Source organism: Collinsella sp. AF20-14LB, from assembly GCF_003459505.1.
GTDB lineage: Bacteria > Actinomycetota > Coriobacteriia > Coriobacteriales > Coriobacteriaceae > Collinsella.
Map to the genome: position 1 here is coordinate 53,790 of NZ_QRWD01000003.1, position 24,368 is coordinate 78,157.

Here is a 24,368-nt window from a genome sequence, read left to right on the forward strand (position 1 = left end):
CCTACTCGTCCACCTTGAGGATCGCCATAAACGCCTCCTGAGGAACCTCGACCGAGCCGATGGCCTTCATGCGCTTCTTGCCCTCTTTCTGCTTCTCGAGCAGTTTGCGCTTACGCGAAATATCGCCGCCGTAGCACTTGGCAAGCACGTCCTTGCGACGCGCCTTGACGGTGGAGCGAGCAATGATCTTGTTGCCGATAGCACCCTGGATGGGCACCTCGAACAGCTGACGCGGGATGATCTCCTTGAGCTTGTCGCACAGGCCGCGGGCCAGGCCATAGGCCTTGTCCTTGTGCACGATAAACGACAGCGCGTCCACCTCGTCGCCCGAAAGCAGGATATCGAGCTTGACGAGCTCGGAGGGACGATACTCGTTGAACTCATAGTCGAGCGAGGCATAGCCCTTGGTGCGGCTCTTGAGCTGATCGAAGAAGTCCAAGATAAGCTCGGCGAGCGGCATATCAAAGCGCATCTCGACCGATTTGCTCGTCAGGTGGATCATATCGGTCGTGACGCCACGGTGCTCAATGGCGAGCTGCATGACAGCACCCGTATACTCGGGCGGGCAGATGATCTTTGCCTTGAGGTAGGGCTCTTCGATACGCTCGATGCGCGTGGCCTCGGGCAGATCCTGCGGGCTGCGGACATCGATCATCTCGCCGTCAGTCTTGTACACGTGGTAGTCGACCGACGGGCTCGTGGCGATCAGGTCCAGATTGAACTCGCGCTCCAGGCGCTCCTTGACGACCTCCATGTGCAGCAGGCCCAAGAAGCCCACGCGGAAGCCAAAGCCGAGCGCCACCGAGGTCTCGGGCTCCCACACCAACGATGGGTCGTTAACGTGCAGCTTATCGAGCGCGTCACGCAGGTTCTCATAGTCCTTGTTATCGATTGGGAACAGGCCCGTATAGACCATGGGCTTGGCCTCGCGGTAACCCGGAAGCGGCTCGGGGCAGGGGTTCGACGCCCAGGTAAGGGTGTCGCCCACGCGAACGGCCTCGGGGTCCTTCAGGCCCGTGACCACATAGCCGACCTCGCCAACCGTCAGCGCGTCAACCGGGGTCTCGGCAGGACGCTTGACACCCACGCCGTCGACCAAAAAGTCGCCCTCTGCCTGCATCATGCGCAGGGTATCGCCCTTTTTGATGGAGCCGTCAAAGACGCGCACCGTGGCGACGACGCCACGATACTCGTCGAAGTACGAATCCAGAATGAGTGCCTTGAGCGGCGCGCTCGCATCGCCCTTGGGCGGAGAGATCAAAAAGACAATGGACTCCAGCAGATCATGGATGCCCTCGCCGGTCTTGCCCGAGACACACACGGCATCATCGGCGGGAATCGCCAGGTCATCCTCGATCTCGGTCTTAACCTCATCGGGATGGGCAGAGGGCAGGTCGATCTTGTTGATGGCCGGCACAATGTCCAGATTGGCGTTCATGGCGAGCGTCGCGTTGGAGACAGTCTGCGCCTCGACGCCCTGCGTGGCGTCGACAACGAGCACCGCGCCCTCACAGGCTGCCAGCGAGCGCGAGACCTCATAGGTAAAGTCCACGTGGCCCGGCGTATCGATCAGGTTGAACTGATACGTCTCGCCGTCGTCGGCGTCATAGGACACGCGGACGGCATTGGACTTGATCGTGATGCCGCGCTCGCGCTCAATGTCCATCGTGTCAAGCAGCTGCGACTCCATGTCTCGCTCATCGACGGTATGGGTGAGCTCGAGGATGCGGTCACTGATCGTGGACTTGCCATGGTCGATATGCGCAACGATCGAGAAGTTGCGGATGTGGGAAATGTCAATTGAAGTATTCATGCGGACTATCTTACCCGAGCGGTACAAAAAATGGAGCCTGTTCCATAAAACAGGCTCCATTTATGCGCGTAATCTGTGTGGTGTGAAATTTACAACTTAGGCGTTGATGCTGTTCACGAGCTTGGCAAGACCGGACTTGCGGTTGGAAGCCTGGTTCTTGTGGATGACATGCTTAGCGGCAGCCATGTCGAGACGCTTGGTGACGGTCTTGAGGGCAGCCTGGGCCTTCTCGGCGTCGCCCTCGGCGACGGCGGACTGAACGTGCTTGGTCAGCGTCTTGAGCTCGGACTTGACAGCCTTGTTACGCATGCGAGCTGCCTCATTGGTGCGGATACGCTTCTTCTGAGACTTGATGTTTGCCACTTCTGGAGTTCCTTTCGAGTTCCTTGCAAAAAATGTATGACACCTCTGAGACACGGTGAGGTCATGCAAGCGCCTACTATAGCACGCTCCCCCTCAAAGGGATAGAACGAATTTGTCAAATAGGCAGGTATCATCACGATTTTCTCAAGATGTTCGTAATCCAGAGCAAAAGCGCAGTCTCCGAATCGGCCGAACCCTTGAGCGCGAGCTCCACATCGACGGCGCCCTCGAGCGCGGCAACGAGCTCGGTCATCGAAAAGCGACGTGCCCAGGTAAGGTGATTCTTGACCTGCCAGGCCTGAAGCTTGAGCGTCGCGGCGAGCTCACGGCCCTGCCCACGCCCATCGAGCGCCTTGGCGACGATCAGCTCACGGATGCGACCGCATAGCAGCGTGTAGGTCCACACATAGCTCTTAGAGGGCAGAAGCTTAAAGAGCTCGAGCGAACGCCGCATATCGCGAGCCGAGACGGCGTTGAGGAAGTCCCAGGGCTGAACCTCGGCCGTACGCACAATCCAACGCTCCACGTCGGCAAGCTCAATCTGGGGCGCCTCGACCATCTGGGCGAGCTTTGCCAGATCGTTATCGAGCATGCGCGTGTTTTCGCCCGAACGCGAGACGAGCTCCTCGGCAGCAGCCGTCGAGATGGACTTACCGTGCTGCGTCGCCATCTGCTGAACGCGGCGCGGTAGTTCCCAGCGCTTGGTACCCGAGCAATCGACGATAGCCTTCTTGTCGATCTTGGCGATTGCCTTATACAGGCGCGTATTCTTGGCAAGTGAGTCGGCGATAATGAGACAGACCGTCGTAGGGCTGGGACTTGCGAGGTACTCGACGAGCGGTTCCGAGACCGCCTTGGCAAGCTTGGAGCAGCCGTCGAGGATCACCAGGCGAAACTCGCTACCCATGGGAAAGGTATTGAGCGAGCCGATGATCGACTCGATATCGGGATCTTTCGTCATGTCGCGTTCATCGAGGTTGAACTCAACCATACCCGACTTTTCCAAGCGAGCTTTCATACGCGAGACAGCGTGGTCGCGCTTGACTCCATCGGTACCGACGATCAGATATGCCGGCAGCAGACCGGTTTCGGACATTGCGCTCCCCTCTCGCACACACTCGAATTCGTACCGTGCCATTTTAGCCCAGGGGCACACCGCGCGCCAACGATGTCATCACGGTCGCTGGCATCGCACGGCAAAACCGGTTGCGGTCGGCGAGACGGTAATGTCTCCATGTTCGATGGTGCAAGCGAAAGCGCCGCCCGCATCGCGAACCGCATCGATGCAGGCATCGGATGGATGGCCGTAGCGGTTGCCCTCGCCCGCGCTCGCGATAGAGAGCCCGGGCTTAAGCGTGCCCAGCAGGTCTGTGTCGACGGAAACTTTTGAGCCGTGATGCCCCAGCTTGAGTACATCGATATCGCCCACTTCCTGGACAAACTCGCGCTCCTGATCGAGCTCGGCATCACCAGTGAGGAGCACGCGCAGGCTCTTACCCTCCTGAGCGTAGGAGAGCAGCAAAACAAGAGAGTCCTCATTGCCCTCGCCATCCACGGACTCGAATGGCCACATCACGCGGGCGCAAAATGAGCCGATGTCGACCGTATCCCCATGGCGCACCTGCCGATACTCCACGCCAGGTCGGTTCAATACCTCGGCAGGAGCATCCTCCAGCGCATCCGCCGCCACGGCAATCGTTCCGACCGAAAACTGTTCGAGCACGGCAGGCAAACCACCCCAGTGGTCCTCATCCCAATGCGTCACAAAAACGGCATCGATATGGTGCACGTTATTGCGAACCAACGCCGCAACCACACGCTCGTCGAGCCCGCAGTCGACGAGAGCTACTGCGCCGCCTTGGCGGATAAGAATCGCATCGGCCTGGCCCACATCGAGCACCGTCACCGAAGGCGGAGCGAATCGATCCCAATAGACGTACGGAATCGCAGCCAAGAGCATCAGGCATGCAAGCCCCACCGCCATAGGACGTGCACGGGGACGTGGCCACCAGACCAGCAGAACCGCCAGAAAACACGGCACTAGGTAAATCCACATGCTATCGGGCGGCACGCTCACGTATGCACCCGGCACGGCGGCAAACAGCTGCTCGAAGAACAGCGCGCAACGGGCGGCAATCATGGGCACAACGAGCGCCCAAGTCCGCAACGGTCCCACGAGCGAAAAGGGAGCCAGCACGATCGACACAGCGAGCAGAACGCTCACCACCGGACCGATGACCGCATTTGCCAACGGAGCAATGAGCGAGAATGTACCGAAGGCAGGAATGGTGATGGGAAGTGTCGCCAGTTGCGAGCACAGCGTGACGGAAAGCACGCTGGCAACGCCCGATGGCACACCTAGCTCACCCAAAGCGTAGGTCGCATAGGGACAAAAGCACAGAATGGCTAAGACGCTGGCGCATGAAAGCTGAAAGCCCATCTCGAACAGCACCGTCGGCCGCAGTAGCACAAAGATGGACATGGTTACGAAGAGTGCCGAAAGGCCGTGCCGACGACGCCCCGCGCCGTTTACGACAAGCGTCACGAACACCATGCAGCACGCGCGCACGGCCGAGGGAGACGCGCCCGTAAAGGCAGCGTAGCCCACAAGCGTTATCGCCAATATCGCCCGCTGAAGACCACGTGAGCACCGAGTCTTTTGCAATACACCCTCGATTACAAACCCCACGATAGCCAAATGGCTGCCCGAGACGGCGATAAGATGCGCCGTTCCCGTCACCGAAAACCAGTCGCCCGCCGGCTGGGCGCGCAGCTCGGCCGAACGACCGCAGACGACACCGGCTATGAGCGCACGCGCCGGGTCGGTCGCAGGCGCGATGGACGCAAGCAGCCCATTTCGCAGCCGAAGCAGCGGCCTCGGAGAACCCTCATCGACCGACACAATCCGAACGGCTTTAACCTTGCGTACCTCGCCTCGGAGCACGCGCGATCGTCCATACGCATCGTTCTCAAAACGTGACACGCGACCGATAACACGCACGTGCGCCCCGACCTTGAACTCACGGTCACACGATAGGCGAACCGTTGCCAAGTTCTTACCGTCCGAGCGCGCCTCGCAGGTATAGGAATACACGTCGTCATTTATGGATGGGTCACCCTGCACGACAAACTCGAGAATGCTTGCCGCTCGACCGTCGAGCGTCTTCGAGGCGTTGAGCGCACCCACGGCCCACCACGCCGAAACGACCGCACCCGCTATGAGACCGACGGACGCGGCATACAGCCACCGCTTCAAAGGGGCAAGCCGCGCACAAGATTGAGCCAGCACAACGAAAACCGCTGCCGCAACGGGAATGGCCCATAGCGGCCCGACCGTCGTCGCCTGCTCCCTCAGCAGCGCATCAGCGGCTATGCTGAGCACCAAGGCGCAGCTCACGCACATGCCGGCACACAGGGCCATCGTCCACGGAATCAGGGGCCGCGGAGGCATCACGTGCTCTCGCTCGGTCGCACTCATACGCAGATGCAATCTTTGATTTTGGCAAGCTTCTTCTCGCCGATTCCCGACACGCGCATCAGATCGTCAACCGAAGCAAAAGCACCGTTCTTTGTCCGCTCATCGATAATCGACTGTGCCATTGAGGGACCGATTCCCGAGAGCGTCTGCAGCTCTGCCGAGCTTGCCGTATTAATGTTTACTAGGCCTGTTGCGCCACCGACGCCTGATGATGCGGAAGTCCCACCATCAACACCGGCTTCCGCAATGGACACCTGCTGCTCCCCTACCGTTGGAACGTGAATTTTTTGTCCATCAGTGACCTTGGATGCACGATTAAGCCCCGTAACGTCTGCTTCGGGCGCCAGCCCGCCGGCGGCATCAATCGCCTGAGCCACCCGCGCCCCGTCTTTGAGGCGATATACACCGGGTGACACCACGGCGCCATCAACATCGACATAGACCTCTGCCGCGGCAGACGCCTTAGGCGAAGAGCCTTCAGATGTCTTTCCACTCGAAGCATCGCCGGATCCCGGCTCCACTAACGTGCCCGAACCATCAGTGCGCTCAAACGACACACCGCCGGCACCGCCGCCAAAGTTCGCCATTGCCAGTCCACTCGCCATCGCAATAACGACCAGTATCGCCATCACCACTGCCTTATGACCGAGCAGTTTGCCCGCCCAGCGGTCCATCTTTTTGACTCGTTCGTGTTGTTCGCGCTGCGCCATAGCAAAACCTCCCAACACCATCGTGTCAGGAAACGAACGCCGCAGCTTCCGCACGTCCACACCGGTTTTCGCGGTCAAACCAAAAGCTGACCAAAACCTTACGAAATAATGTCCATTTATTCAGGCACACGTCAGCAAATGAACACTTAGCCGCAAAATGCCCAGATAGCAAAAGACCGACGATGCAGGCGCATCGTCGGTCTATGCACATATTTACTCGTGATCTTGGTAAATCTCACGCGGAGCAAGCTCAGAATGTTTGCGTTTTAAGGTCTTAGGGGCCTTGTACGTGTTGCTCTCGAAGTCGATGTACTCGGTCTGCTTGAGCAGACGCTCAATCATCTCCTCGTGATCAAACAGTTCCCAGGCCTCATGCACGGCATCGAGTTTAGCGTGCGTCTCGGGACGGCGTGGCATAAACAGCGTGCAGCAGTCGGGAGCGGCCTCAGTCGAGATATCGAACGTACCGATCTCCTCGGCGCGTGCGATGATCTCCTGTTTGTCCGAACCGATGAGAGGACGGAACACGGGAATCTTCACGGCCTCGTTGACGGCCATGATGTTCTCAAGCGTTTGGGAGGCAACCTGCCCAAGCGATTCGCCCGTAACGATGGCCCTGGCACCCTCGATGTGTGCAATGCGCTCAGCAACCGAATACATAATGCGGCGATACATGATCACGCGCAGGTTGCTGGGACAGGTGACCGAAATCTCACGCTGGCAGTCGCCAAACGGCACCACGTACAGGCGGCCGATCTGGACACCCGGCTCAAGCGCACGGATGATGTCCTGCACCAAATACTCGCTCGTATCGGGCGTCTGCGGACGACCGGAGAAATGCACCGGCACGCACACCGCGCCACGACGCGCGAGCATCCAGGTCGCCACCGGAGAATCGATACCCGACGACAGCAGCGTCACGACCTTGCCGGCAGAACCCACCGGCAGACCGCCCACGCCGCGCTCGGAGCGCGCGTACACATAAACGCTACCCTGGACCACCAGTACGTGCACCATCGCATCGGGGTCGTGCATTTGAACCTTTTTATCGGGGAAGGCCTCACACAGTACCTCGCCCACCTGACGATTAATATCGATCGAGGTGAGCTCATAGTCGGTATTGGAGCGCTTGGCGTGCACCTTAAACGAATCGAAGGAACCAAACTCGCGCAGTGCCTTCACGGCGGCGGCGCAGTACTCCTGCGGGTCGCGGTTGGTGTGATACGCCAAAGACACACGAGCAACGCCGGGAACGGTGCGGATGACACGCGCCGCCTCGTCGGCCTGATGCTCGTTAAAGGTCACGAGGATATAACCGGAAATTCGAGACACGGCATTCACGGAAAAGGCGGCCAAGGCCGCCTTGATGTTATCCATGAGGATATGCTCAAAATGTGCGCGGTTCTTGCCCTTCAGTCCAACCTCGTGATAGTGGACCAGGCAGACGCGAGCCGCCATTTAGGCTTCAGCAACCTTGTGGCCGAGCGCCTTCTCGTAACGGGCCTCGTCGTAAGAGATGTCACCGTCGACAATCTCGTCCATAGCCATCGAGATGGTATCGGCACCGGAAAGCCCGATGGTGATGTCATCGACATCCTGGACGGCAAGCACGCGGTTGTGCTGGCCACGCAGCATGCTATTGATGTCGCAGGCGCGCTTGGAGGCAAGCGAAGCGAGCAGGAAGCGGTTGTGATCGGTCTTCTCCAGAAGATCGTCAATGCAAGGCTTTACAACGGACACGGACCTCAGATCCTTTCATGCATATCGAGAACGCGAACGAGCTCATCGGTCGCGCGGTCGAGATCGTCATTCACCACGACGTCGTCGTAGCGGTCGGCAAGGGCAAGCTCATCGGCGGCGTTTGCCATACGCAGCTCAATCGTCTCGGGCGTCTCGGTACCGCGACCGACTAGACGCTCGCGGAGCACCTCAAGCGAAGGCGGCTTGATAAAGATCAGCACGGCCTCGGGGAAACGCTCCTTCACCTGCAGGGCGCCCTGGACATCGATCTCCAAAATCAGAGACGAGCCCGAGGCGAGCTTGGATGTGACCTCGCTCACCAACGTGCCGTAGCAGTTACCGTGGACCTCGGCCCACTCAACAAACTCACCGTTTGCCACGCGGCGGTCGAACTCCTCGCGCGTCAGAAAAAAGTAGTTGACGCCGTCGACCTCACCTTTGCGTGGTGCTCGCGTGGTAGCCGAAACCGTCAGACCCAGGTTCGAGCGGCGCTCGCGCACACGAGCGACGAGCGTACCCTTGCCTGCGCCTGACGGTCCAGAAATCACAAAGAGCTTGGAATCCTGAGCGCTCACTTATTTGGTCAGCTGCTCGAGGAGCTGCTCGCGCTGACGGACGCCGAGGCCCTGGACGCGACGAGTAGCGGAGATACCGAGCTCCTCCATGATCTTGGCGGCCTTGGCCTTGCCATAACCGGGGAGAGACTCGATGAGGGTGGAAACCTTCATGCGGGAAGCGATGGGGTCATCGGAGTTGAGCACGGACTCGAGGGACTTCTCGCCCTTCTTGATCTGCTCGCGAAGCTCAGCGCGGGCGTGACGTGCGGCAGCAGCCTTCTCAAGAGCCTGCTTGCGCTGCTCGTCGGTAAGCTGAGGGAGTGCCATTCGTACCTCCAAATAGTTGGGTTATATCTGATTCAATAATTGGCATTTTAGCACGTAGAACGTACAAAATGCCTAATCGCGGCTCCATAGGTTAGACGATACCCGCAAAAAGTGCAATATACTGCGCCCAAAGTTAAGCCCCTGACCTGCGATTCCACACAAAGGATGGGAAAGTTTACGCAGGCACAGGGGCTATTTTGTGCTAATGAGACCCAAAAGTGGTGACTTAGGGGAATCTTTTACGCGACGTTTTCTACCAGCTCGGCGACGATGGCGTCAAAGGCGGCAACCGGATCGTCGGCACCGGTGATGGGACGGCCCACCACAATGTGGCTTGCGCCACGCTCGATAGCCTGGGAAGGCGTCGCCACGCGGGACTGGTCACCAAGGGCGGCACCCACCGGACGCACACCCGGAGTCACGATCAGGGCATCAGGACCCAGCAGCTCACGCATGTCATGAGCCTCCATCGGTGAGCACACGATGCCATCGATGCCGTTGGCCTGGGCAAGCTTTGCCAAGCGGGCGGCCTCCTCGGCCACGGGCGACTCGACGCCGATCTCGGCCAGCGCATCCTGGTTCATACTCGTGAGCACGGTAATGGCGACGAGCTTGGCGCGGTCCTCGCGCGCCTCCTCGGCACCCTCACGGCACGCGGCGAGCATGGCGCCCGAACCCAAACCGTGGACCGAGAGCAGGTCGGCACCGGCAAGCGAGGCCGAACGGGCGGCACCGCGCACCTGATGCGGAATGTCATGGAACTTGAGGTCGAGGAAGACCTTAAAGCCCAGGTCCTTGAACGTCTTGACGATCTCGGGGCCCTCAGCGTAATAGAGCGTCATGCCGACCTTGAGCCAAGCGGCATGACCAGAAAGCTCGTGGGCGAGCTCGAGCGCACGCTCACGGTCGCAGTCGAGGGCGACGATAACGCGGTCGCGGGCATCGGTCTCTAGCATTCGAAAGCACCTACCAGCTCGTTGATGTCCTTCACGCCCTGGGACTCCGCCCAGGCCTCGAGCTCGTGCGCGATCTTGAGCGAGGCGCACGGATCGACGAAGTTGGCCATGCCGACCGACACGCAGGTAGCGCCAGCCAGGATAAACTCGGCCGCATCCTCGCCCGTCATGACGCCGCCGACACCGTTGATGGGGATATCGACGGCCTGAGCGACCTCCCAGACCATGCGAACGGCGATGTGGTGGCACAGTGGACCCGAAAGGCCGCCCTTGGGTTTGGCAACGCGGGACTTGCGGGTGTGCACGTCAATGGCCATGCCCTGGATGGAATTGATGACCGAAAGGCCGTCGGCGCCTGCGGCCTCGAGGGCTTTGGCGATCTCGGCGACGTTGACCGGAGCCATCTTGACGAACAGCGGCTTATCGGTCACCTTACGGCAAGCAGCCATAACGGCAGAGGCGCCCTCGGGCGAGGAGCCCATGGCGGCACCGCCGGCGGCGATATTGGGGCAGCTCACGTTGATCTCATAGCCGGCAGCCCAGGGGCACAGCTCGACATACATCTCGAGCGCGCGGACAAACTCGTCAACGGAATGGCCGGCGACCTGACAGATGACCTGGCAGCCGTCCTTGGACAGCTGTTCGAGCCACGGACCGGACTCACGGGCAAAGGCGGCCACGCCAGGGTTCTGAAGGCCCACGGAGTTGATCATGCCGCCCGGGATCTCGGCCATGCGGGGCGCGGGGTTGCCGGGCCAGGGCTCGGCAGCGCAGCCCTTGGTGGTGATGGCACCCAGCTGGGAGACATCAAAGAAGTTCTGGAACTGCCAACCGTAGCCAAAGGTACCGGCTGCGGTGTTGATGGGGTTCTGCATCTTGACGCCGCCGAAATCGACGGCCATATTCACGGTACCCACTAGAAGACCACCACCTTGGAAGCATCGAACACGGGGCCGCACATGCAGGCGCCCTTCATACCGTCGACCGTCTCGACGTTGCAGGTGTTGCAGGCGCCAAAGCCGCAGCTCATCATGCGCTCGAGCGACACCTCGCAGTACACACCGGCCTCAGCGGCAGCGGCGGCGACCTTCTTCATCATGACGGCAGGGCCGCAGCTGGCCACGTAGTCGTAGCCGCCCTCGCCGAGCAGCTCGGCTGCCGGTTCGGTGCAAAAACCGTGCGTGCCCAGCGTGCCATCGTCGGTGCATACGTTAACCGTGGCGCCCAGCGCGCGGAACTCATCGACACCCACGGCCTTGGAAGCGGTGCCAAAGCCCAGGCACACGTCGACATCCACGCCCTGCTCGGCAAGCATGCCAGCGAGGCAGAGCACGGGCGGAACGCCGATGCCGCCTGCCACGAGCAGCGCCTTCCTGGTGCCCTCGGGAACAAGCCAGCCGCGGCCGCCAGGGCCCAGCAGATTAGAGGTGGAACCGGGGGCCATCTGCGACAGACGGCGGGTGTCGTCGCCCACGACGGCGTACCACAGCTCGACGGTGCCGGCCTGGGCGTCGGCGCGATAGAAGCTCAGAGGCACGCGAAGCAGCGAAGAGGCATCGCCGGGCACGGCGATGTTCACAAACTGACCGGGCTTGAGCGCACTTGCAAGCTTGGGGGCCGAGATTACGAGCGAGAAGATGCCCTCGGCGATCTCCTGGTTCGAGACGACCTCGAAGTCGTGCATGCGTGCAGTGGAAGGTGTGGGCATAGACGCTCCAATCCCCCATGCGGTTGCATGGTTCAGGCGAACAGAAAGCGCGGCACCGCAAGGGCGCCGCGCACAAAAGCGATAAGGCTATGCTAGCAGATGCAGCCGTCGGCGAGCGTCTGCTTGCCGCCGACAAACACATCGGTGGCACGACCGGTGAGCGTGCTGCCGGCAAAACCGGAGTTCTCGGCGCGCGACTCGTAACCGTCCTCGCCGACCGTCCAGGTGGCGGACGCGTCGAACACGGTCAGGTCGGCAACGGAGCCCGCCTTGACCTGAACCTGGTCGAGGCCCAGGATCTCACGAGGCTTGATGGCCATGAGCTCGACCATGCGGCCCATGCTCATCTTGCCCGTGTTGACCAGCTCGGTGAGCACGAGCGACAGCGAGGTCTCGAGGCCGATCATGCCGAAGGGCGCAAGCTCGAACTCGCGCGCCTTCTCCCACGGAGTGTGGGGAGCGTGATCGGTGACGATAGCGTCGACGGTGCCGTCGATGACGCCCTGGCGGATGGCCTCGGCGTCCGCCTCGGTACGCAGCGGCGGGTTGACCTTGAGCGAGGTGTTGTAGGTCTCGTCCAGGTCGTTCTCGGTCAGGAACATGTGATGCGGCGTGGCCTCGCAGGTAACCTGAACGCCAGCGGCCTTGCCGGCACGCACGAGCTCCAGGCCATGGGCGGTGGAGATGTGCTGGATGTGCAGCTTGGCGCCGGTCAGCTTGGCAATCTCGATGTCGCGGGCGATCTGGAGCTCCTCGCCGACAGCCGGCCAGCCCTCGAGAGCCAGACGGGTCGAGACCTTGCCCTCATTGATCTGGCCGTGACCGACCAGGTCCTCGTCCTGGCAGTGGCTCATAAAGACCTTGCCGAACATCTTGCCGTAGTCCATGCAGCGACGGAGCATGCCCGCGCCCTGCACGCCGCGACCGTCGTCGGTGAAGGCGACGGCGCCGTGGGCGACCATATCGCCCATCTCGGACATAGCCTCGCCCTTAAGACCGCGGGTCATGGCGCCCGACGGATAGACGCGGCAGTGACCGACCTCGGCAGCACGGGACTTGACGAACTCCACGACGGTGCCGTTATCGGTGACGGGATCGGTGTTGGGCATGGAGCACACGCCGGTAAAGCCGCCCTTGGCAGCTGCGCGGGTGCCGCTCTCGATGTCCTCTTTGACCTCGTAGCCGGGCTCGCGAAGGTGAACGTGCATATCAACCAGGCCGGGGACGAGGTACTTGCCGGAAAGGTCGCGGACCTCGGCTCCCTCGACGGCGAGATTCTCGCCGACCTCGGCGATCTTGTCGCCGTCAATCAGGACGTCAACGACACCGTCAAGCTCGACGGACGGGTCGACGACGTGGGCATTCTTAAGAAGCAAGGCCATTATCGGCACCTCCAAGCAGCAGATACAGGATAGCCATACGCACGCAGATACCGGCGTAGACCTGCTCCAGGATGACGGAGCGTTGCGGGTGGTCGGCCATATAGGAGTCGAACTCGACGCCGCGGTTGATGGGGCCCGGGTGACAGATGATCGCGTCGGGCTTCATGAGCTTCTCGCGGTCCTTGGTCAGGCCGAAGAGCTTGTGGTACTCACGAATGGTCGGGAACGGAGCGCCCTCGAGGCGCTCCTGCTGCACGCGCAGCATGTAGACGACGTCCAGCTCGGGGAGTACCGAATCGAGGTCGCTCGTCACGTGGTCGCAGCCCAGGACCTCGGGCGCCGGCGGCAGCAGCGTGCCGGGGGCGACGGCGTAGGTCTCGCAGCCCATGATCTTAAGGGCGGGGATCAGCGAGCCGCAGACGCGGGAGTGCGCGATATCGCCGACGACGGCGACCTTAAGACCGTGGAAGTCGCCCTTGTGCTCCCAGATGGTGTACAGGTCGAGCAGGGCCTGCGTGGGATGGTTGTGCTTGCCGTCGCCGGCGCAGATGACGCTCGCGGGCGAGTTCTGCGTGACGATGTAGGGAGCACCGGCGTGCTTATCGCGAACGACGATGCAATCAATCTTGTAGGCGTTGAGGGTCTCGACGGTGTCGACGAGGCTCTCGCCCTTGACCGTGGAGGTCGAGGAGCCGCCAAAGTTGAGGCTGTCGGCCGAAAGACGCTTCTCGGCGAGCTCGAAGGAGCTGCGGGTGCGCGTCGAAGGCTCGTTGAACATGTTGACGATGGTCTTGCCCTTGAGCGTGGGGACCTTCTTGATCGCACGCTCATTGACCTCGGAGAACGCCTTGGCGGTCTCGAGGATGAGCTTGATGTCCTCTTCGGAGTACTCGGTAATGTCGATCAGGTGCTTATGGTTGAACGCCACGGTACTACTCACCTCCCAGCGGCGCGGAGCCCACGTGGGAACCCGGCGCGACGTCGTTAATCTCGACGGCGGTGTGGCCGTCGACTTCCTTCATATATAGGTGCACGTTCTCCTCATGCGACGAGGGAACGTTCTTGCCGACAAAGTCCGGCGAGATGGGGAGCTCACGGTGACCGCGGTCAACGAGAACTGCCAGCTCGATGCGGCTCGGACGGCCCAGGTCCATGACGGCATCCAGAGCGGCGCGGATAGTACGGCCCGTATACAGGATGTCGTCCACCAGCACGACGCGCTTGCCGTCGACGCTGAAGGGAATGTTGGTAGCGTGGATCGCGGGAGCGAAATTGGTCGCATAGTCATCGCGGTAGAAGCTGATGTCCAGGCTGCCGAGCGGAACGTCGACGCCCTCGATCTCCTTGATCTCCTCGGCGAGCTTCTTTGCCAGAAGGTCGCCGCGCGTGACGATGCCGACCAGAGCGAGGTCTTCACAGCCCTCGTTGCGCTCGAGAATCTCGTGCGCGATGCGGGTCATCGCTCGATTGACGGCGGTCTCGTCCATGATGACCGCCTTGGGGGAAGTCGTGCCCATCGATCTCCTTCCTCACATGTCTTGACTGCTGACACAGTCAAAAAAAATAGATGCCCGACCGCTTAAAGCGGACCAGACACCCACAGGAAGGGCTGCTCTTTGGCAGCTATGTAATTCCATGTGGGTATCTCGTACCCCTTTAATGGTCAAGGGATAGTGTAGCCAACCTCGAGCTTAATTGCGAGCATAAATACAGGGCAATCCGTAAACGGGCGCAGGTGCTCCATAAACCTATATATATTTGTGGGACGAGCTTGAAAACGCACGCACGAGCTGGCATAATCCCCTCTGCTGCACGCAAATCGGATCTACGTCCAGGGCCGTGGCGTGAGCACTATCGCCAAAAGAGGAATATCTCTGTGTAGATTACGCACAGGGAGCTGCTTCTGTGCTATAGTTCAGGCTTGTTTGTTAACGCGACATGTTCGTTTGTCGCCCAAGGAGGGTCAGTTATGTCCAAAGTTTGCGAAGTTTGCGGTAAGCACCCCGTTGCCGGTCGCTCCATCAGCCACTCTCACCGCGTCACCAACCGTAAGTTCCGCCCCAACATCCAGCGCGTTTACGTCGTCGTCGATGGTCACCGTCGCAAGATGAACGTTTGCTCCACCTGCCTCAAGTCCGGCAAGGTTGCGCGCTCCTAAATAAGGTCTTACCAACAAGTACCTCGGACTCTCCGGGTCAAAGACCTCGCGTTCATATAGAACTTACCAAAGGCGTCCTCCCCCACGGAGGGCGCCTTTTTTGCACTCATTGGGGACAGACTTACATGAGTGTTTTCACGCATTGGGGACAGACTTAGATGAATGCTTTCCTAAGCTCACAGTGCATCGATCGGCCCCAATCCATACCTCAGGCCGCCTCGTTCCAGCCTGTGGTGGCCTTGGTTACGCTTGTAGCGCCGATACCGGTGATACGGGCAATTTGCTTGACCGTAAGATGGGCCCGCCTGAGCCTTAGCAGACAGGCATCGCGTTCGGGGCGTGGCAGGGCCTTGAGCAGCGCAGGATCAATGCTCGGAAGGGCCTCGTGTGCGACGGTAAGGGCATCCTCGTCGGGAATCCGTCGACGCGGAAGAATCTCAACTGACCAGATCCGCTCGGCAACTTCCTTAAGATGCTCGCAATAGCGACGGGAACCCCCGACAATATCGAGCATGGGGGCCGCATCGCAGATATCAAAGGGATCGTATCCCAGCTGGTATGCCTTGTAGCTTGACCAGCGGTAGGCATCAAGCGAGTCGAGCGCACCTTTCACGGGATTGAGATGGATATAATCGAGCAACTGCACCGCCTGCGTGTCCGACTCGACCGCGACCCGCGAATAGCGATTATCAAACAGGTGGCCCGTTCTTCCGGTTTTCCCATTGAAATACTTGGCATAGGCCGTCAGCGCGCACTGCATTGCCTTTGAAAGGTTGTCAAATGGGTCATCAACCATCAAATGGAAGTGGTTGTCCATAAGGCACCAGGCCAACACCGCCACGTCATGGCAAGCAAACCTGTCCGAGATGTCCGATAAGAAACGATAGCGGTCGGAGTCATCTTCAAAAAAAATCTGTTTGAAATTGCCGCAGTCATAGACGTGGTAATAGCCGGTGAGCGAAACGGCGCGGGCGCATCGGGGCATAATCTCTCCTTTCAAAACTGTACAGGCAACACCTAAAAGGAGAGAAGCAACGCGAAATGCTGAGCCTGTGACCTATTTATATACAATGAACGACAAAAACATGCCCAAAACGACAAAATGACAAATCGATGTCTGTCCCAAATGAGTGAAAGCACTCATGTAAGCCTGTCCCCAATGAGCGGGGCGATGCAGCAGGCAGATAATTAGTTGAAACGTTTCAGTTTATTGAAGCGTTTTAGTGTGCCTTTTACGGGAATCTTACCGTTTACCGAATTATTTCTTGCTATCATGCAAGGCGTAGGGTAAATCTCCGATCGCAAGGAGACACAAATGGTGAAAAAGTCACCGGAAAACACTACTCCCGCAATCGTGGACAACGTAGAGGCGCTTGAGGCTAAGCTCGCTCAGATGCGAGAGGCCCAGGCGCTTTTTGCTACGTACACGCAGGAGCAGGTCGACAAGATCTTCTATGAGGCCGCCATGGCCGCCAACAAGGCTCGTATCCCGTTGGCGAAGATGGCCATCGAGGAGACCGGCCGCGGCGTTCTTGAGGACAAGGTCATCAAGAACCACTACGCCGCAGAGTACATCTACAACGCTTACAAGAACACCAAGACCTGTGGTGTCCTGGAGCGCGACGAGGCCTACGGCATCACCAAGATCGCCGAGCCCATCGGTATCGTGGGCGCCGTCATCCCGACGACCAACCCCACCTCCACTGCGATCTTCAAGACGCTGATCAGCCTGAAGACCCGCAACGCCATCATCATCTCCCCGCACCCGGCTGCCGCCAAGTGCACCATCGCCGCCGCTAAGCTCGTGCTTGACGCCGCCGTCAAGGCCGGCGCCCCCGAGGGCATCATCGGCTGGGTCGATGTCCCCTCCATCGAGCTGACCAACATGGTCATGCGCGACGTCGACATCATCCTCGCCACCGGTGGCCCGGGCATGGTCAAGGCCGCCTACTCCTCGGGCAAGCCCGCCCTGGGCGTTGGCGCCGGTAACACCCCGGTCGTCATCGACGACACCGCCGACGTGCTGCTCGCCGTCAACTCCATCATCCACTCCAAGACCTTCGACAACGGCATGATCTGCGCTTCCGAGCAGTCCGTGACCGTCATCGACACCATCTACGACCAGGTTAAGGCCGAGTTCCAGAAGCGCGGCTGCTACTTCGTCAAGCAGGGTGCCGAGATGGAGGCACTGCGTGCCGCCATGTTCAAGAATGGCGCCCTCGATCACCGCATCCCCGGCATGGCCGCTGCCAAGATCGCTGAGCTCGCCGGCATCGAGGTTCCCGCCAAGACCAAGATCCTGATCGCCGAGGTCACCTCCACCGACCCCGCCAAGGAGGAGTTCTCCCACGAGAAGCTCTCCCCGGTCCTGGCCATGTATCACGCCAAGGACTTCCAGGAGGCCGTCGACAAGGCCGAGCACCTGGTGCTCGCCGGTGGCCCGGGCCACACCGCCTCTCTGTACGTGCACCCCGCCCAGGCCGAGAAGATCAGCCTGTTCGAGCACGTCATGAAGGCCTGCCGTATCGTCATCAACACCCCGTCCTCGCACGGCGGCATCGGTGACCTGTACAACTTTGGCATGAAGCCGTCTCTGACCCTGGGCTGCGGCTCCTGGGGCGGCAACTCCGTCTCCGAGAACGTTGGGGTGAAGCACTTGATCAACGTTAAGACTGTGGCCGAGCGCCGTGAGAACATGCTGTGGTTCCGCGCTCCCGAGAAGGTCTACTTCAAGAAGGGTTCCACGCCCGTCGCTCTCGACGAGCTCGGTACCGTCATGGGCAAGAAGCGCGCCTTCATCGTCACCGACCAGTTCCTCTTCAAGAATGGCAACACCCGCGCCATCGAGGCCAAGCTCGACGAGATGGGCATCGCCCACGACTGCTTCTACGACGTCGAGCCCGATCCGTCGCTGCAGTGCGCACGTCGCGGCGCCAAGCAGATGGCTCTCTTTGAGCCGGACGTCATCATCGCCGTCGGCGGTGGCTCCGCTATGGACGCCGGCAAGATCATGTGGATGATGTACGAGCACCCCGAGTGCAAGTTTGAGGACATGGCCATGGACTTCATGGACATCCGCAAGCGTATCTTCACTTTCCCCGAGATGGGCAAGAAGGCCTACTTCGTCGCCGTCCCGACCTCTTCGGGTACCGGCTCCGAGTGCACGCCGTTCGCCATCATCACCGACAAGGAGACCGGCATCAAGTGGCCGCTCGCCGACTACGCGCTGCTCCCCAACATGGCTATCGTCGACGCCGACAACTGCATGACCGCCCCGCGCGGCCTGACCGCTGCCTCCGGCATCGACGTCATGACCCACGCCATCGAGTCCTACGTCTCCATCATGGCTTCCGACTACACCAAGGGCCTCTCCGAGCGCGCTGCTAAGCTCGTCTTCGAGAACCTGCCCTCCAGCTTCACGAACGGCGCCAAGGACCCGCACGCCCGCGAGGAGATGCACAACGCCTCCTGCATGGCCGGCATGGCCTTCGCCAACGCCTTCCTGGGCCTCAACCACTCCATGGCTCACAAGCTCGGCGCCTTCCATCACCTGCCCCACGGCCTCGCCAACGCCGTCATCCTGACCCGCGTTATGCGCTACAACGCCGCCGAGGCTCCCGTCAAGATGGGCACGTTCTCCCAGTATCCTTACCCCAACGCGCTGCACAACTACGCCGAGATGGCCAAGTACTGCGGCATCGAGGGCAAGGACGACAAGGAGGTCTTCGAGAACTTCATCACGAAGCTCGAGGAGCTCAAGGACTTCATCGGTGTCAAGAAGACCATCGCCGACTACGGTGTTGACGAGCAGTACTTCCTCGACACCCTCGACGAGATGACCGAGCAGGCATTCAACGACCAGTGCACCGGCGCTAACCCGCGCTACCCGCTCATGAGCGAGATCAAGGAGCTCTACCTGGACGCCTACTACGGCCGCAAGCCTCAGGACTACGCCGTCTGCTAGTTTTAGCACGGTTTTTAACGGCGGGGGTGCACGGGTGTTTCACACACCCCCGCCGTCGCTTCTATCGCATCGTTGAAAGGATGCAACCATGCTGCTACCCGATTCCAAGACCGAGCTCGTCCGCCGTGGCAACAAGGTCGTTTACGACCTGGGCGACAAGATCGTCAAGGTCTTTAACGAGACCAAGCCTGTCTCCGACGTGTTCAACGAGGCTTTGAATCTTGCCCGCATCAATGAGTGCGGCATCCGCAGCCCCAAGGCTCTCGAGGTTTCCCAGCTCGAGAACGCCAACGGCTGGGCGCTCGTGACCGAGAAGGTTCCGGGCACCACCCTTGCCGAGAAGATGACTGCCGAGCCCCAGCGCTTTGGTGAGTATCTCGAGATGTTCGTCGACCTCCAAATCGAGATCCACGGCTACACCTCCCCGCTGCTCAACCGTCAGCGCGACAAGTTCGCCCGCATGATCGACAGCCTTGATCAGCTCAATGCCACCACGCGCTACAACCTTCAGGAGCGTCTGGACGGCATGACCAAGGAGTTCAAGGTCTGCCACGGGGACTTCAACCCCTCCAACGTCATCGTCGGCGACGACGGCCAGCTCTATGTGTGCGACTGGGCACACGCCACCCAGGGCTCCCCTGCTGCCGACGTTGCCACCACCTACCTGCTCTTCGCCCTCAACAGCAAGGATCAGGCCGAGGCCTACCTGGAGCTCTACTGCGACCGCGCCGACATGCCCATGCAGGTCGTGCGTCAGTGGACGAGCATCGTCGCCGCTTCCGAGCTCGCTCGTAAGCGCAACGTGAACGATGAGTTCCTGAAGAACTGGATCGACGTCGTCGATTATCAGTAATATCTGAGCGATTTATTTCGCATCGGAGGCACAAGAAAACCCCGCAGCTCATATGGGCTGTGGGGTTTTCCTTTTAGATATCGAGGATGCCACAAGATAAAAGGACGGCCCCACATCTCCCCGATCTGGAGAAATGTGGGGCCGTCCCGTATATCGAACTACAAGCGAAATCGTCGATTAACGGCGGGCCGCCTTAACAAGCTCGGCAACCTTGGCGACGACCTCGTCAATCGCCACGTCCTCGCGCTCGCCCGTGGCACGGTCCTTGAGCTCAACGGTGCCATTCTTAAGGCCACGCTTGCCAAGCACCACCTGATACGGGAATCCCATAAGGTCGTTATCGGCAAACTTAAAGCCGGGACGCTCGTCACGGTCGTCGACGACGACCTCGATACCCTCGGCGCACAAGCCCTCGACGATTTGGTCGCAGACGGTTGCGCACTCCTCCTTCTTGGGATCGAGCGGAATCACAGCGACCTCGTACGGGGCAACGGAAACCGGCCAGACGATACCGTGCTCGTCGTTGTGCTGCTCCACGACGGCAGCAAGCGAGCGGGACACGCCCACGCCGTAGCAACCCATGATAAGCGGCTTCTCCTTGCCGTCCTCGTCCATAAAGGTGGCGCCCATGGCCTCGGAATACTTGGTACCCAGCTGGAAGACCTGCGAGACCTCGATGCCGCGAGCAGCAGAGAGCGGCTTGCCGCAGTGCGGGCAGGGATCGCCGGCAACGACGGTGACCAGATCTGCCCACTCATCGACGGTAAAGTCGCGCTCGGGGCAGGCACCGGTAAAGTGATAATCGACCTCGTTGGCACCGCAGGCCCACTGCTTGGACTCGCGCAGGCTCTCGTCGCACACCGGACGGATGCCCTCGGGCAAGTTAACCGGTCCGATAAAGCCCTTGTGCAGACCGTAGGTCTGAAGCTCCTCGTCCGTCATCATGCGATAACCCTTGCCAAAGACATGCTCGGCCTTGCAGTCGTTGAGCTCATGATCGCCCGGGACGATAGCCACGACGGGCTTGCCCTCGGCATCGATGAGCGCCAGGGACTTGCGCGTGCCGTTCTCGGGGAACCCAAAGAACTTAGCAACGGCCTCAATGGTGCCCATGCCCGGAGTCTCGACCTTGGTAAGCGTACCGTCACCGGGACCCTCAGTCACGACGACCTTGGTGCTTGCAGCCTCATCATCGGCGGCAAAACCGCAGTCATCGCAATAGACGAGAGAAGCCTCGCCGGCGTCGGCCAAAGCCATGTACTCGACGGAGGTATCGCCACCGATCTCGCCGGAGTCGGCAACGACGGGCAAGGCCTTGATGTAGCAGCGCTCGCAAATGTTAGCGTAGGCCTGCTTCATCTTGTCATACTCCTCCTGCAAGCTCTCCTGCGTGGCGGAGAAGCTGTAGGCATCCTTCATGATGAACTCGCGACCGCGCATCAGGCCAAAACGGGGACGGAACTCGTCGCGGAACTTATCCTGGATGTGATAGAGGTTCACTGGCAGCTGCTTATAGGAGCGCAGCTCGTTGCGCACCAGGGCCGTGACGGTCTCCTCGTGCGTGGGGCCCAGCACGAACTCGCGACCATGACGGTCGTCAAAGCGCACAAGCTCCTTGCCATAGGCATCGATACGGCCGGACTCACGCCACAACTCGGCGTCGACCATAATGGGCATCATAAGCTCCTGGGCGCCGGCGGCGTCCATCTCGTCGCGCACGATGTTCTCAATCTTGCGAATCGAGCGCCATGCGAGCGGCAGGTAGGAATACAGACCGGCGGCCTCCTTGCGGATCATGCCGGCACGGAGCAGCAGGCGGTGGCTGGCGAGCTCAGCGTCCGCCGGATCCTCTTTAAGCGTCGGCGCATAGAGCTTAGACATATACATTGCTCGGGTCATTTATTTCTCCTCAATAAGCTTGTCGACCTCTGCCATAAGCGCGTCGACAATTTGGTCCTCAGCTACTTTACCAATGATCTGGCCATGCGAAAAGAGCAAGGCCTGACCACGTCCGCAAGCAACGCCCAGGTCGGCATCAGAAGCCTCGCCGGGGCCATTAACGGCACATCCCATGACGGCAATCGAAAGCGGCGCGGAATAGTTCTTAAGCCGCTCGGTGACCTCCTCGGCGATGGGAATGAGGTTAACCTGGCAGCGGGCGCACGTGGGGCACGAGACAATCTCGGGACCACGGCGACGCAGGCCCAGCGACTGTAGAATTCCCCAGGCGACCGGCGGCTCCTCAACCGGATCGGCCGTGAGCGACACACGCATGGTGTCGCCGATGCCTTCGGAAAGCAAGATACCCAAGCCTACAGAGCTCTTGATGGTGCCCTGAAGCTTGGTCCCCGCCTCCGTCACGCCCAGGTGAAGCGGAACGTGGGGAATCTCACGTGACAGGGCTCGATAGGTATCGAGCGTCGTTTGCACGCTATGGGCCTTGGCCGAAAGCACAATGTTCGTAAAGCCGCGATCCTCAAAGTGCTTGACGAAGCGCTCGCTCGACATCACGAGCTTTTCGGGCTGCGTGAGGTCGTCGCGCTCGGCAATATCTTGCTCAAGCGAGCCCGCGTTCACGCCAATGCGAATCGCACAGCCCGCGGCACCCGCAGCATCGATCACCGCGTCAACCTTGGCCCAATCGCCGATATTGCCGGGATTGATGCGCAGCTTGGCGGCACCGGCCTCAACGGCACCAATGGCGAGCTTATGGTTAAAGTGGATATCGGCGACAATCGGCACCGGAGACTCGGCACAGATGGTGCGGAAGCCCTCAAGCGCGGCCTCGGAGGGCACGCTCACGCGCACGATATCGCAGCCAGCCTGCGCCAACGCGCACACTTGCGCAAGCGTTGCCTGGGCATCAGCGGTATCGGTGCAGGTCATAGATTGGACCACCACCGGCGCGCCGCCACCGATCTGCACGCCGCCCACATGCACGGGGCGCGTCAGCTCGCGAGGCAAAGGATGGGATAAAGACAATCCAAACACTCCCCTACAGAATAAATCGAAGGATGTCGGAACGAAGCATATAGACAAACAGCAGCGCAAAGAGCGCGATGCCCACATAGCTCACAATCGTCTGGACCTTGAGCGGAAGCTCGCGGCCCGCAATCTTCTGAATGATCTCGATGACTAGCTTGCCGCCATCGAGTGGCGGGATGGGCAGCAGGTTCATAAAGCCAAGCGAGAATGAAATGAGGGCGGCAAACGAAAGGAACGTGGCAGGGCCGGCAGCAGCAGCCTGTGAGGACATAACGCTAATACCCACGATCGAAGAAGACTGATCGAGAATCTCCATCGTATGCTGCGGCTGGAGTAGGCGCATCACGCCATCCGCCGTCTGTACAACATAGGAGAATGACAGACGCGCCGAGGTGATCGGGTCTATACGGACCACCTGCGTAGAGGCATACACACCTAGGCGCTCGTCCTCTTTGAGCGCAACCGTGGTCGAATGCTGCTTGCCGTCACGCTCGTACTCGATGGCGATATCGCCCTTGCCGGCGGCCTTGCCGATGGCATCGTAGACATCCATCCAAGTAGAACATGAGACACCGTCAACCGAAAGGATCGCATCACCGGCCTCGATACCCGCCTTGGCGGCAATAGACCCCTCGTCAACCTGACCGATCACGTTGGTATCCATCGGCACGGTGACACCCGCAATGGAATAGATGCTCATAAGAAGCAAAAAACCCGTCAAGATATTGACGATAATGCCTGCGAGCAGCATAAAGGCGCGCTTGAGAAAGCCTTGGCCAAGATAGGTGTGCGAGCGTTCTTGCGCAAGGAACTCGACCTCGCCGCACGGCAGCTCCCACACATCGCCCTCGGCAGTCGCATGTTCGCGATCGAAACGGCGACCATCAAAGGTGGTATAGCCTGCCGTGTCTCGTGGCAACGTCTGATATTTGGTGGGATAGTAGCTCGGCGAGGGCTTCTCCCCTTCCTCATACCAGGGCGCGATGGAGCCCCAGCCCAGCAAAAGGGCGCATGCCTCGAGCACATCCTCCTCGGAAAGTTCGAGCTCGACAGCAAGGTCGGCCACGGTCACGCGACCATGACGATAGATAGCCGCGAGCACGCGATCGGCGCACGAAACATCGGTCGGATCCATACCGCAGATGGCAGCGTAGCCACCCAGCAGCAGCGGGGTCACGCCAAACTTGGTTCCAATGCGACGCGACGTGTAATGGATGTCAAAGCGGCACGGCAGACCCAAAAAGAACTCGGTCACACGGACGCCGCAGGCACGCGCCGCCAAAAAGTGGCCGCCCTCGTGCAAAAACACGAGGACGGAAAGCATCAGCAGGCCCCAAAAGACCGATGAGAGAACGCTCAGAACAGTATCCATAA

At 60.2% G+C, this 24,368-nt stretch carries 22 protein-coding genes; 3 read left to right on the top strand and 19 right to left on the bottom strand.

The features are described 5' to 3' along the window. Position 1 precedes the first annotated feature (1 nt). From lepA to pyrR, 15 genes are all read right to left on the bottom strand, one after another. Entirely contained in the window at positions 2 to 1,813 is a 1,812-nt protein-coding gene (gene lepA / locus DWX63_RS02240) for a translation elongation factor 4 (protein ID WP_117842691.1), read from the bottom strand. Positions 1,814 to 1,909: 96 nt separating this feature from the next. Further along, complete coding sequence (gene rpsT, locus DWX63_RS02245) at positions 1,910 to 2,176, bottom strand: 30S ribosomal protein S20 (RefSeq protein ID WP_022094714.1); 267 nt, start codon at positions 2,174 to 2,176, stop codon at positions 1,910 to 1,912. A gap of 133 nt (positions 2,177 to 2,309) precedes the next feature. Continuing rightward, positions 2,310 to 3,272 (bottom strand): DNA polymerase III subunit delta, encoded by a 963-nt coding sequence (gene holA, locus DWX63_RS02250; RefSeq protein WP_117842692.1) that lies wholly within the window; start codon positions 3,270 to 3,272, stop codon positions 2,310 to 2,312. Positions 3,273 to 3,350: 78 nt separating this feature from the next. Then, a complete protein-coding gene (locus DWX63_RS02255; protein ID WP_117842693.1) occupies positions 3,351 to 5,654 on the bottom strand; it encodes a DNA internalization-related competence protein ComEC/Rec2 in 2,304 nt (767 codons plus the stop codon). Continuing rightward, positions 5,651 to 6,364: a helix-hairpin-helix domain-containing protein gene (locus DWX63_RS02260; RefSeq protein WP_158550964.1), complete on the bottom strand. Its 714-nt coding sequence runs from the start codon at positions 6,362 to 6,364 to the stop codon at positions 5,651 to 5,653. Before DWX63_RS02260 ends, DWX63_RS02255 begins: the two co-directional genes overlap by 4 nt. A gap of 213 nt (positions 6,365 to 6,577) precedes the next feature. Further along, positions 6,578 to 7,822 (bottom strand): tRNA uracil 4-sulfurtransferase ThiI, encoded by a 1,245-nt coding sequence (gene thiI, locus DWX63_RS02265; protein ID WP_117635259.1) that lies wholly within the window; start codon positions 7,820 to 7,822, stop codon positions 6,578 to 6,580. Next, a complete protein-coding gene (locus DWX63_RS02270) occupies positions 7,823 to 8,104 on the bottom strand; it encodes a DNA-directed RNA polymerase subunit omega (protein ID WP_035138532.1) in 282 nt (93 codons plus the stop codon). It abuts the gene before it with no gap. 5 nt (positions 8,105 to 8,109) lie between these two features. Further along, positions 8,110 to 8,679: a guanylate kinase gene (gmk, locus tag DWX63_RS02275; protein ID WP_117629178.1), complete on the bottom strand. Its 570-nt coding sequence runs from the start codon at positions 8,677 to 8,679 to the stop codon at positions 8,110 to 8,112. After that, the gene (gene mihF, locus DWX63_RS02280; RefSeq protein WP_006236130.1) at positions 8,680 to 8,988 is read right to left on the bottom strand and encodes an integration host factor, actinobacterial type; all 309 of its coding nucleotides are present in this window, start codon (positions 8,986 to 8,988) and stop codon (positions 8,680 to 8,682) included. A gap of 239 nt (positions 8,989 to 9,227) precedes the next feature. Then, positions 9,228 to 9,944: an orotidine-5'-phosphate decarboxylase gene (pyrF, locus tag DWX63_RS02285; protein ID WP_117758526.1), complete on the bottom strand. Its 717-nt coding sequence runs from the start codon at positions 9,942 to 9,944 to the stop codon at positions 9,228 to 9,230. Further along, positions 9,938 to 10,846: a dihydroorotate dehydrogenase gene (locus DWX63_RS02290; RefSeq protein WP_199411071.1), complete on the bottom strand. Its 909-nt coding sequence runs from the start codon at positions 10,844 to 10,846 to the stop codon at positions 9,938 to 9,940. The genes pyrF and DWX63_RS02290 overlap by 7 nt, the downstream gene beginning before the upstream one ends. 14 nt (positions 10,847 to 10,860) lie before the next feature. Continuing rightward, complete coding sequence (locus DWX63_RS02295) at positions 10,861 to 11,628, bottom strand: dihydroorotate dehydrogenase electron transfer subunit (protein WP_117758541.1); 768 nt, start codon at positions 11,626 to 11,628, stop codon at positions 10,861 to 10,863. Between the two features lie 116 nt (positions 11,629 to 11,744). Further along, the gene (locus DWX63_RS02300; RefSeq protein ID WP_117842694.1) at positions 11,745 to 13,034 is read right to left on the bottom strand and encodes a dihydroorotase; all 1,290 of its coding nucleotides are present in this window, start codon (positions 13,032 to 13,034) and stop codon (positions 11,745 to 11,747) included. Then, the gene (locus DWX63_RS02305; protein ID WP_035138537.1) at positions 13,018 to 13,962 is read right to left on the bottom strand and encodes an aspartate carbamoyltransferase catalytic subunit; all 945 of its coding nucleotides are present in this window, start codon (positions 13,960 to 13,962) and stop codon (positions 13,018 to 13,020) included. Before DWX63_RS02305 ends, DWX63_RS02300 begins: the two co-directional genes overlap by 17 nt. A 4-nt stretch (positions 13,963 to 13,966) precedes the next feature. Then, a complete protein-coding gene (gene pyrR, locus DWX63_RS02310) occupies positions 13,967 to 14,551 on the bottom strand; it encodes a bifunctional pyr operon transcriptional regulator/uracil phosphoribosyltransferase PyrR (RefSeq protein ID WP_006236123.1) in 585 nt (194 codons plus the stop codon). A 452-nt stretch (positions 14,552 to 15,003) separates the two neighbouring features. Between pyrR and rpmB the strand changes: the two genes are divergently transcribed. Next, positions 15,004 to 15,192 carry a 50S ribosomal protein L28 gene (gene rpmB / locus DWX63_RS02315; RefSeq protein ID WP_022094725.1) on the top strand — a complete coding sequence of 63 codons (189 nt, stop codon included), beginning with the start codon at positions 15,004 to 15,006 and terminating at the stop codon, positions 15,190 to 15,192. Positions 15,193 to 15,400: 208 nt separating this feature from the next. Here rpmB and DWX63_RS02320 read toward each other — a convergent pair whose 3' ends face one another. Beyond that, positions 15,401 to 16,177 (bottom strand): transposase, encoded by a 777-nt coding sequence (locus DWX63_RS02320; protein ID WP_117842695.1) that lies wholly within the window; start codon positions 16,175 to 16,177, stop codon positions 15,401 to 15,403. Between the two features lie 330 nt (positions 16,178 to 16,507). On the opposite strand from DWX63_RS02320, the gene adhE reads away from it, so the two are divergent. Next, positions 16,508 to 19,156: a bifunctional acetaldehyde-CoA/alcohol dehydrogenase gene (gene adhE, locus DWX63_RS02325; protein ID WP_117842696.1), complete on the top strand. Its 2,649-nt coding sequence runs from the start codon at positions 16,508 to 16,510 to the stop codon at positions 19,154 to 19,156. Positions 19,157 to 19,244: 88 nt separating this feature from the next. Then, positions 19,245 to 20,009 (top strand): aminoglycoside phosphotransferase family protein, encoded by a 765-nt coding sequence (locus DWX63_RS02330; protein WP_006236119.1) that lies wholly within the window; start codon positions 19,245 to 19,247, stop codon positions 20,007 to 20,009. Between the two features lie 177 nt (positions 20,010 to 20,186). Here the strand turns inward: DWX63_RS02330 and DWX63_RS02335 are convergent, their stop codons facing one another. From DWX63_RS02335 to DWX63_RS02345, 3 genes are read right to left on the bottom strand one after another with little or no spacing between them, the layout of a single operon-like run. Next, positions 20,187 to 21,908 (bottom strand): proline--tRNA ligase, encoded by a 1,722-nt coding sequence (locus DWX63_RS02335; protein WP_233514438.1) that lies wholly within the window; start codon positions 21,906 to 21,908, stop codon positions 20,187 to 20,189. Then, complete coding sequence (gene ispG, locus DWX63_RS02340) at positions 21,909 to 22,973, bottom strand: flavodoxin-dependent (E)-4-hydroxy-3-methylbut-2-enyl-diphosphate synthase (protein ID WP_233514439.1); 1,065 nt, start codon at positions 22,971 to 22,973, stop codon at positions 21,909 to 21,911. It abuts the gene before it with no gap. A 31-nt stretch (positions 22,974 to 23,004) separates the two neighbouring features. After that, on the bottom strand, positions 23,005 to 24,366 hold the full coding sequence (locus tag DWX63_RS02345) for an RIP metalloprotease (protein WP_117842697.1): 1,362 nt from the start codon (positions 24,364 to 24,366) through the stop codon (positions 23,005 to 23,007). Between the last annotated feature and the right edge of the window lie 2 nt (positions 24,367 to 24,368).

Coding starts and splice junctions, on each gene's coding strand:
- pyrR (WP_006236123.1), bottom strand. CDS start 14,551: ATGGGCACGACTTCCCCCAAGGCGGTCATCATGGACGAGACCGCCGTC.
- DWX63_RS02330 (WP_006236119.1), top strand. CDS start 19,245: ATGCTGCTACCCGATTCCAAGACCGAGCTCGTCCGCCGTGGCAACAAG.
- DWX63_RS02335 (WP_233514438.1), bottom strand. CDS start 21,908: ATGACCCGAGCAATGTATATGTCTAAGCTCTATGCGCCGACGCTTAAA.
- lepA (WP_117842691.1), bottom strand. CDS start 1,813: ATGAATACTTCAATTGACATTTCCCACATCCGCAACTTCTCGATCGTT.
- DWX63_RS02300 (WP_117842694.1), bottom strand. CDS start 13,034: ATGGCCTTGCTTCTTAAGAATGCCCACGTCGTCGACCCGTCCGTCGAG.
- adhE (WP_117842696.1), top strand. CDS start 16,508: ATGGTGAAAAAGTCACCGGAAAACACTACTCCCGCAATCGTGGACAAC.
- DWX63_RS02255 (WP_117842693.1), bottom strand. CDS start 5,654: ATGAGTGCGACCGAGCGAGAGCACGTGATGCCTCCGCGGCCCCTGATT.
- DWX63_RS02295 (WP_117758541.1), bottom strand. CDS start 11,628: ATGCACGACTTCGAGGTCGTCTCGAACCAGGAGATCGCCGAGGGCATC.
- thiI (WP_117635259.1), bottom strand. CDS start 7,822: ATGGCGGCTCGCGTCTGCCTGGTCCACTATCACGAGGTTGGACTGAAG.
- DWX63_RS02260 (WP_158550964.1), bottom strand. CDS start 6,364: ATGGCGCAGCGCGAACAACACGAACGAGTCAAAAAGATGGACCGCTGG.
- DWX63_RS02290 (WP_199411071.1), bottom strand. CDS start 10,846: ATGGCCGTCGATTTCGGCGGCGTCAAGATGCAGAACCCCATCAACACC.
- DWX63_RS02345 (WP_117842697.1), bottom strand. CDS start 24,366: ATGGATACTGTTCTGAGCGTTCTCTCATCGGTCTTTTGGGGCCTGCTG.
- DWX63_RS02320 (WP_117842695.1), bottom strand. CDS start 16,177: ATGCCCCGATGCGCCCGCGCCGTTTCGCTCACCGGCTATTACCACGTC.
- rpmB (WP_022094725.1), top strand. CDS start 15,004: ATGTCCAAAGTTTGCGAAGTTTGCGGTAAGCACCCCGTTGCCGGTCGC.
- mihF (WP_006236130.1), bottom strand. CDS start 8,988: ATGGCACTCCCTCAGCTTACCGACGAGCAGCGCAAGCAGGCTCTTGAG.
- holA (WP_117842692.1), bottom strand. CDS start 3,272: ATGTCCGAAACCGGTCTGCTGCCGGCATATCTGATCGTCGGTACCGAT.
- pyrF (WP_117758526.1), bottom strand. CDS start 9,944: ATGCTAGAGACCGATGCCCGCGACCGCGTTATCGTCGCCCTCGACTGC.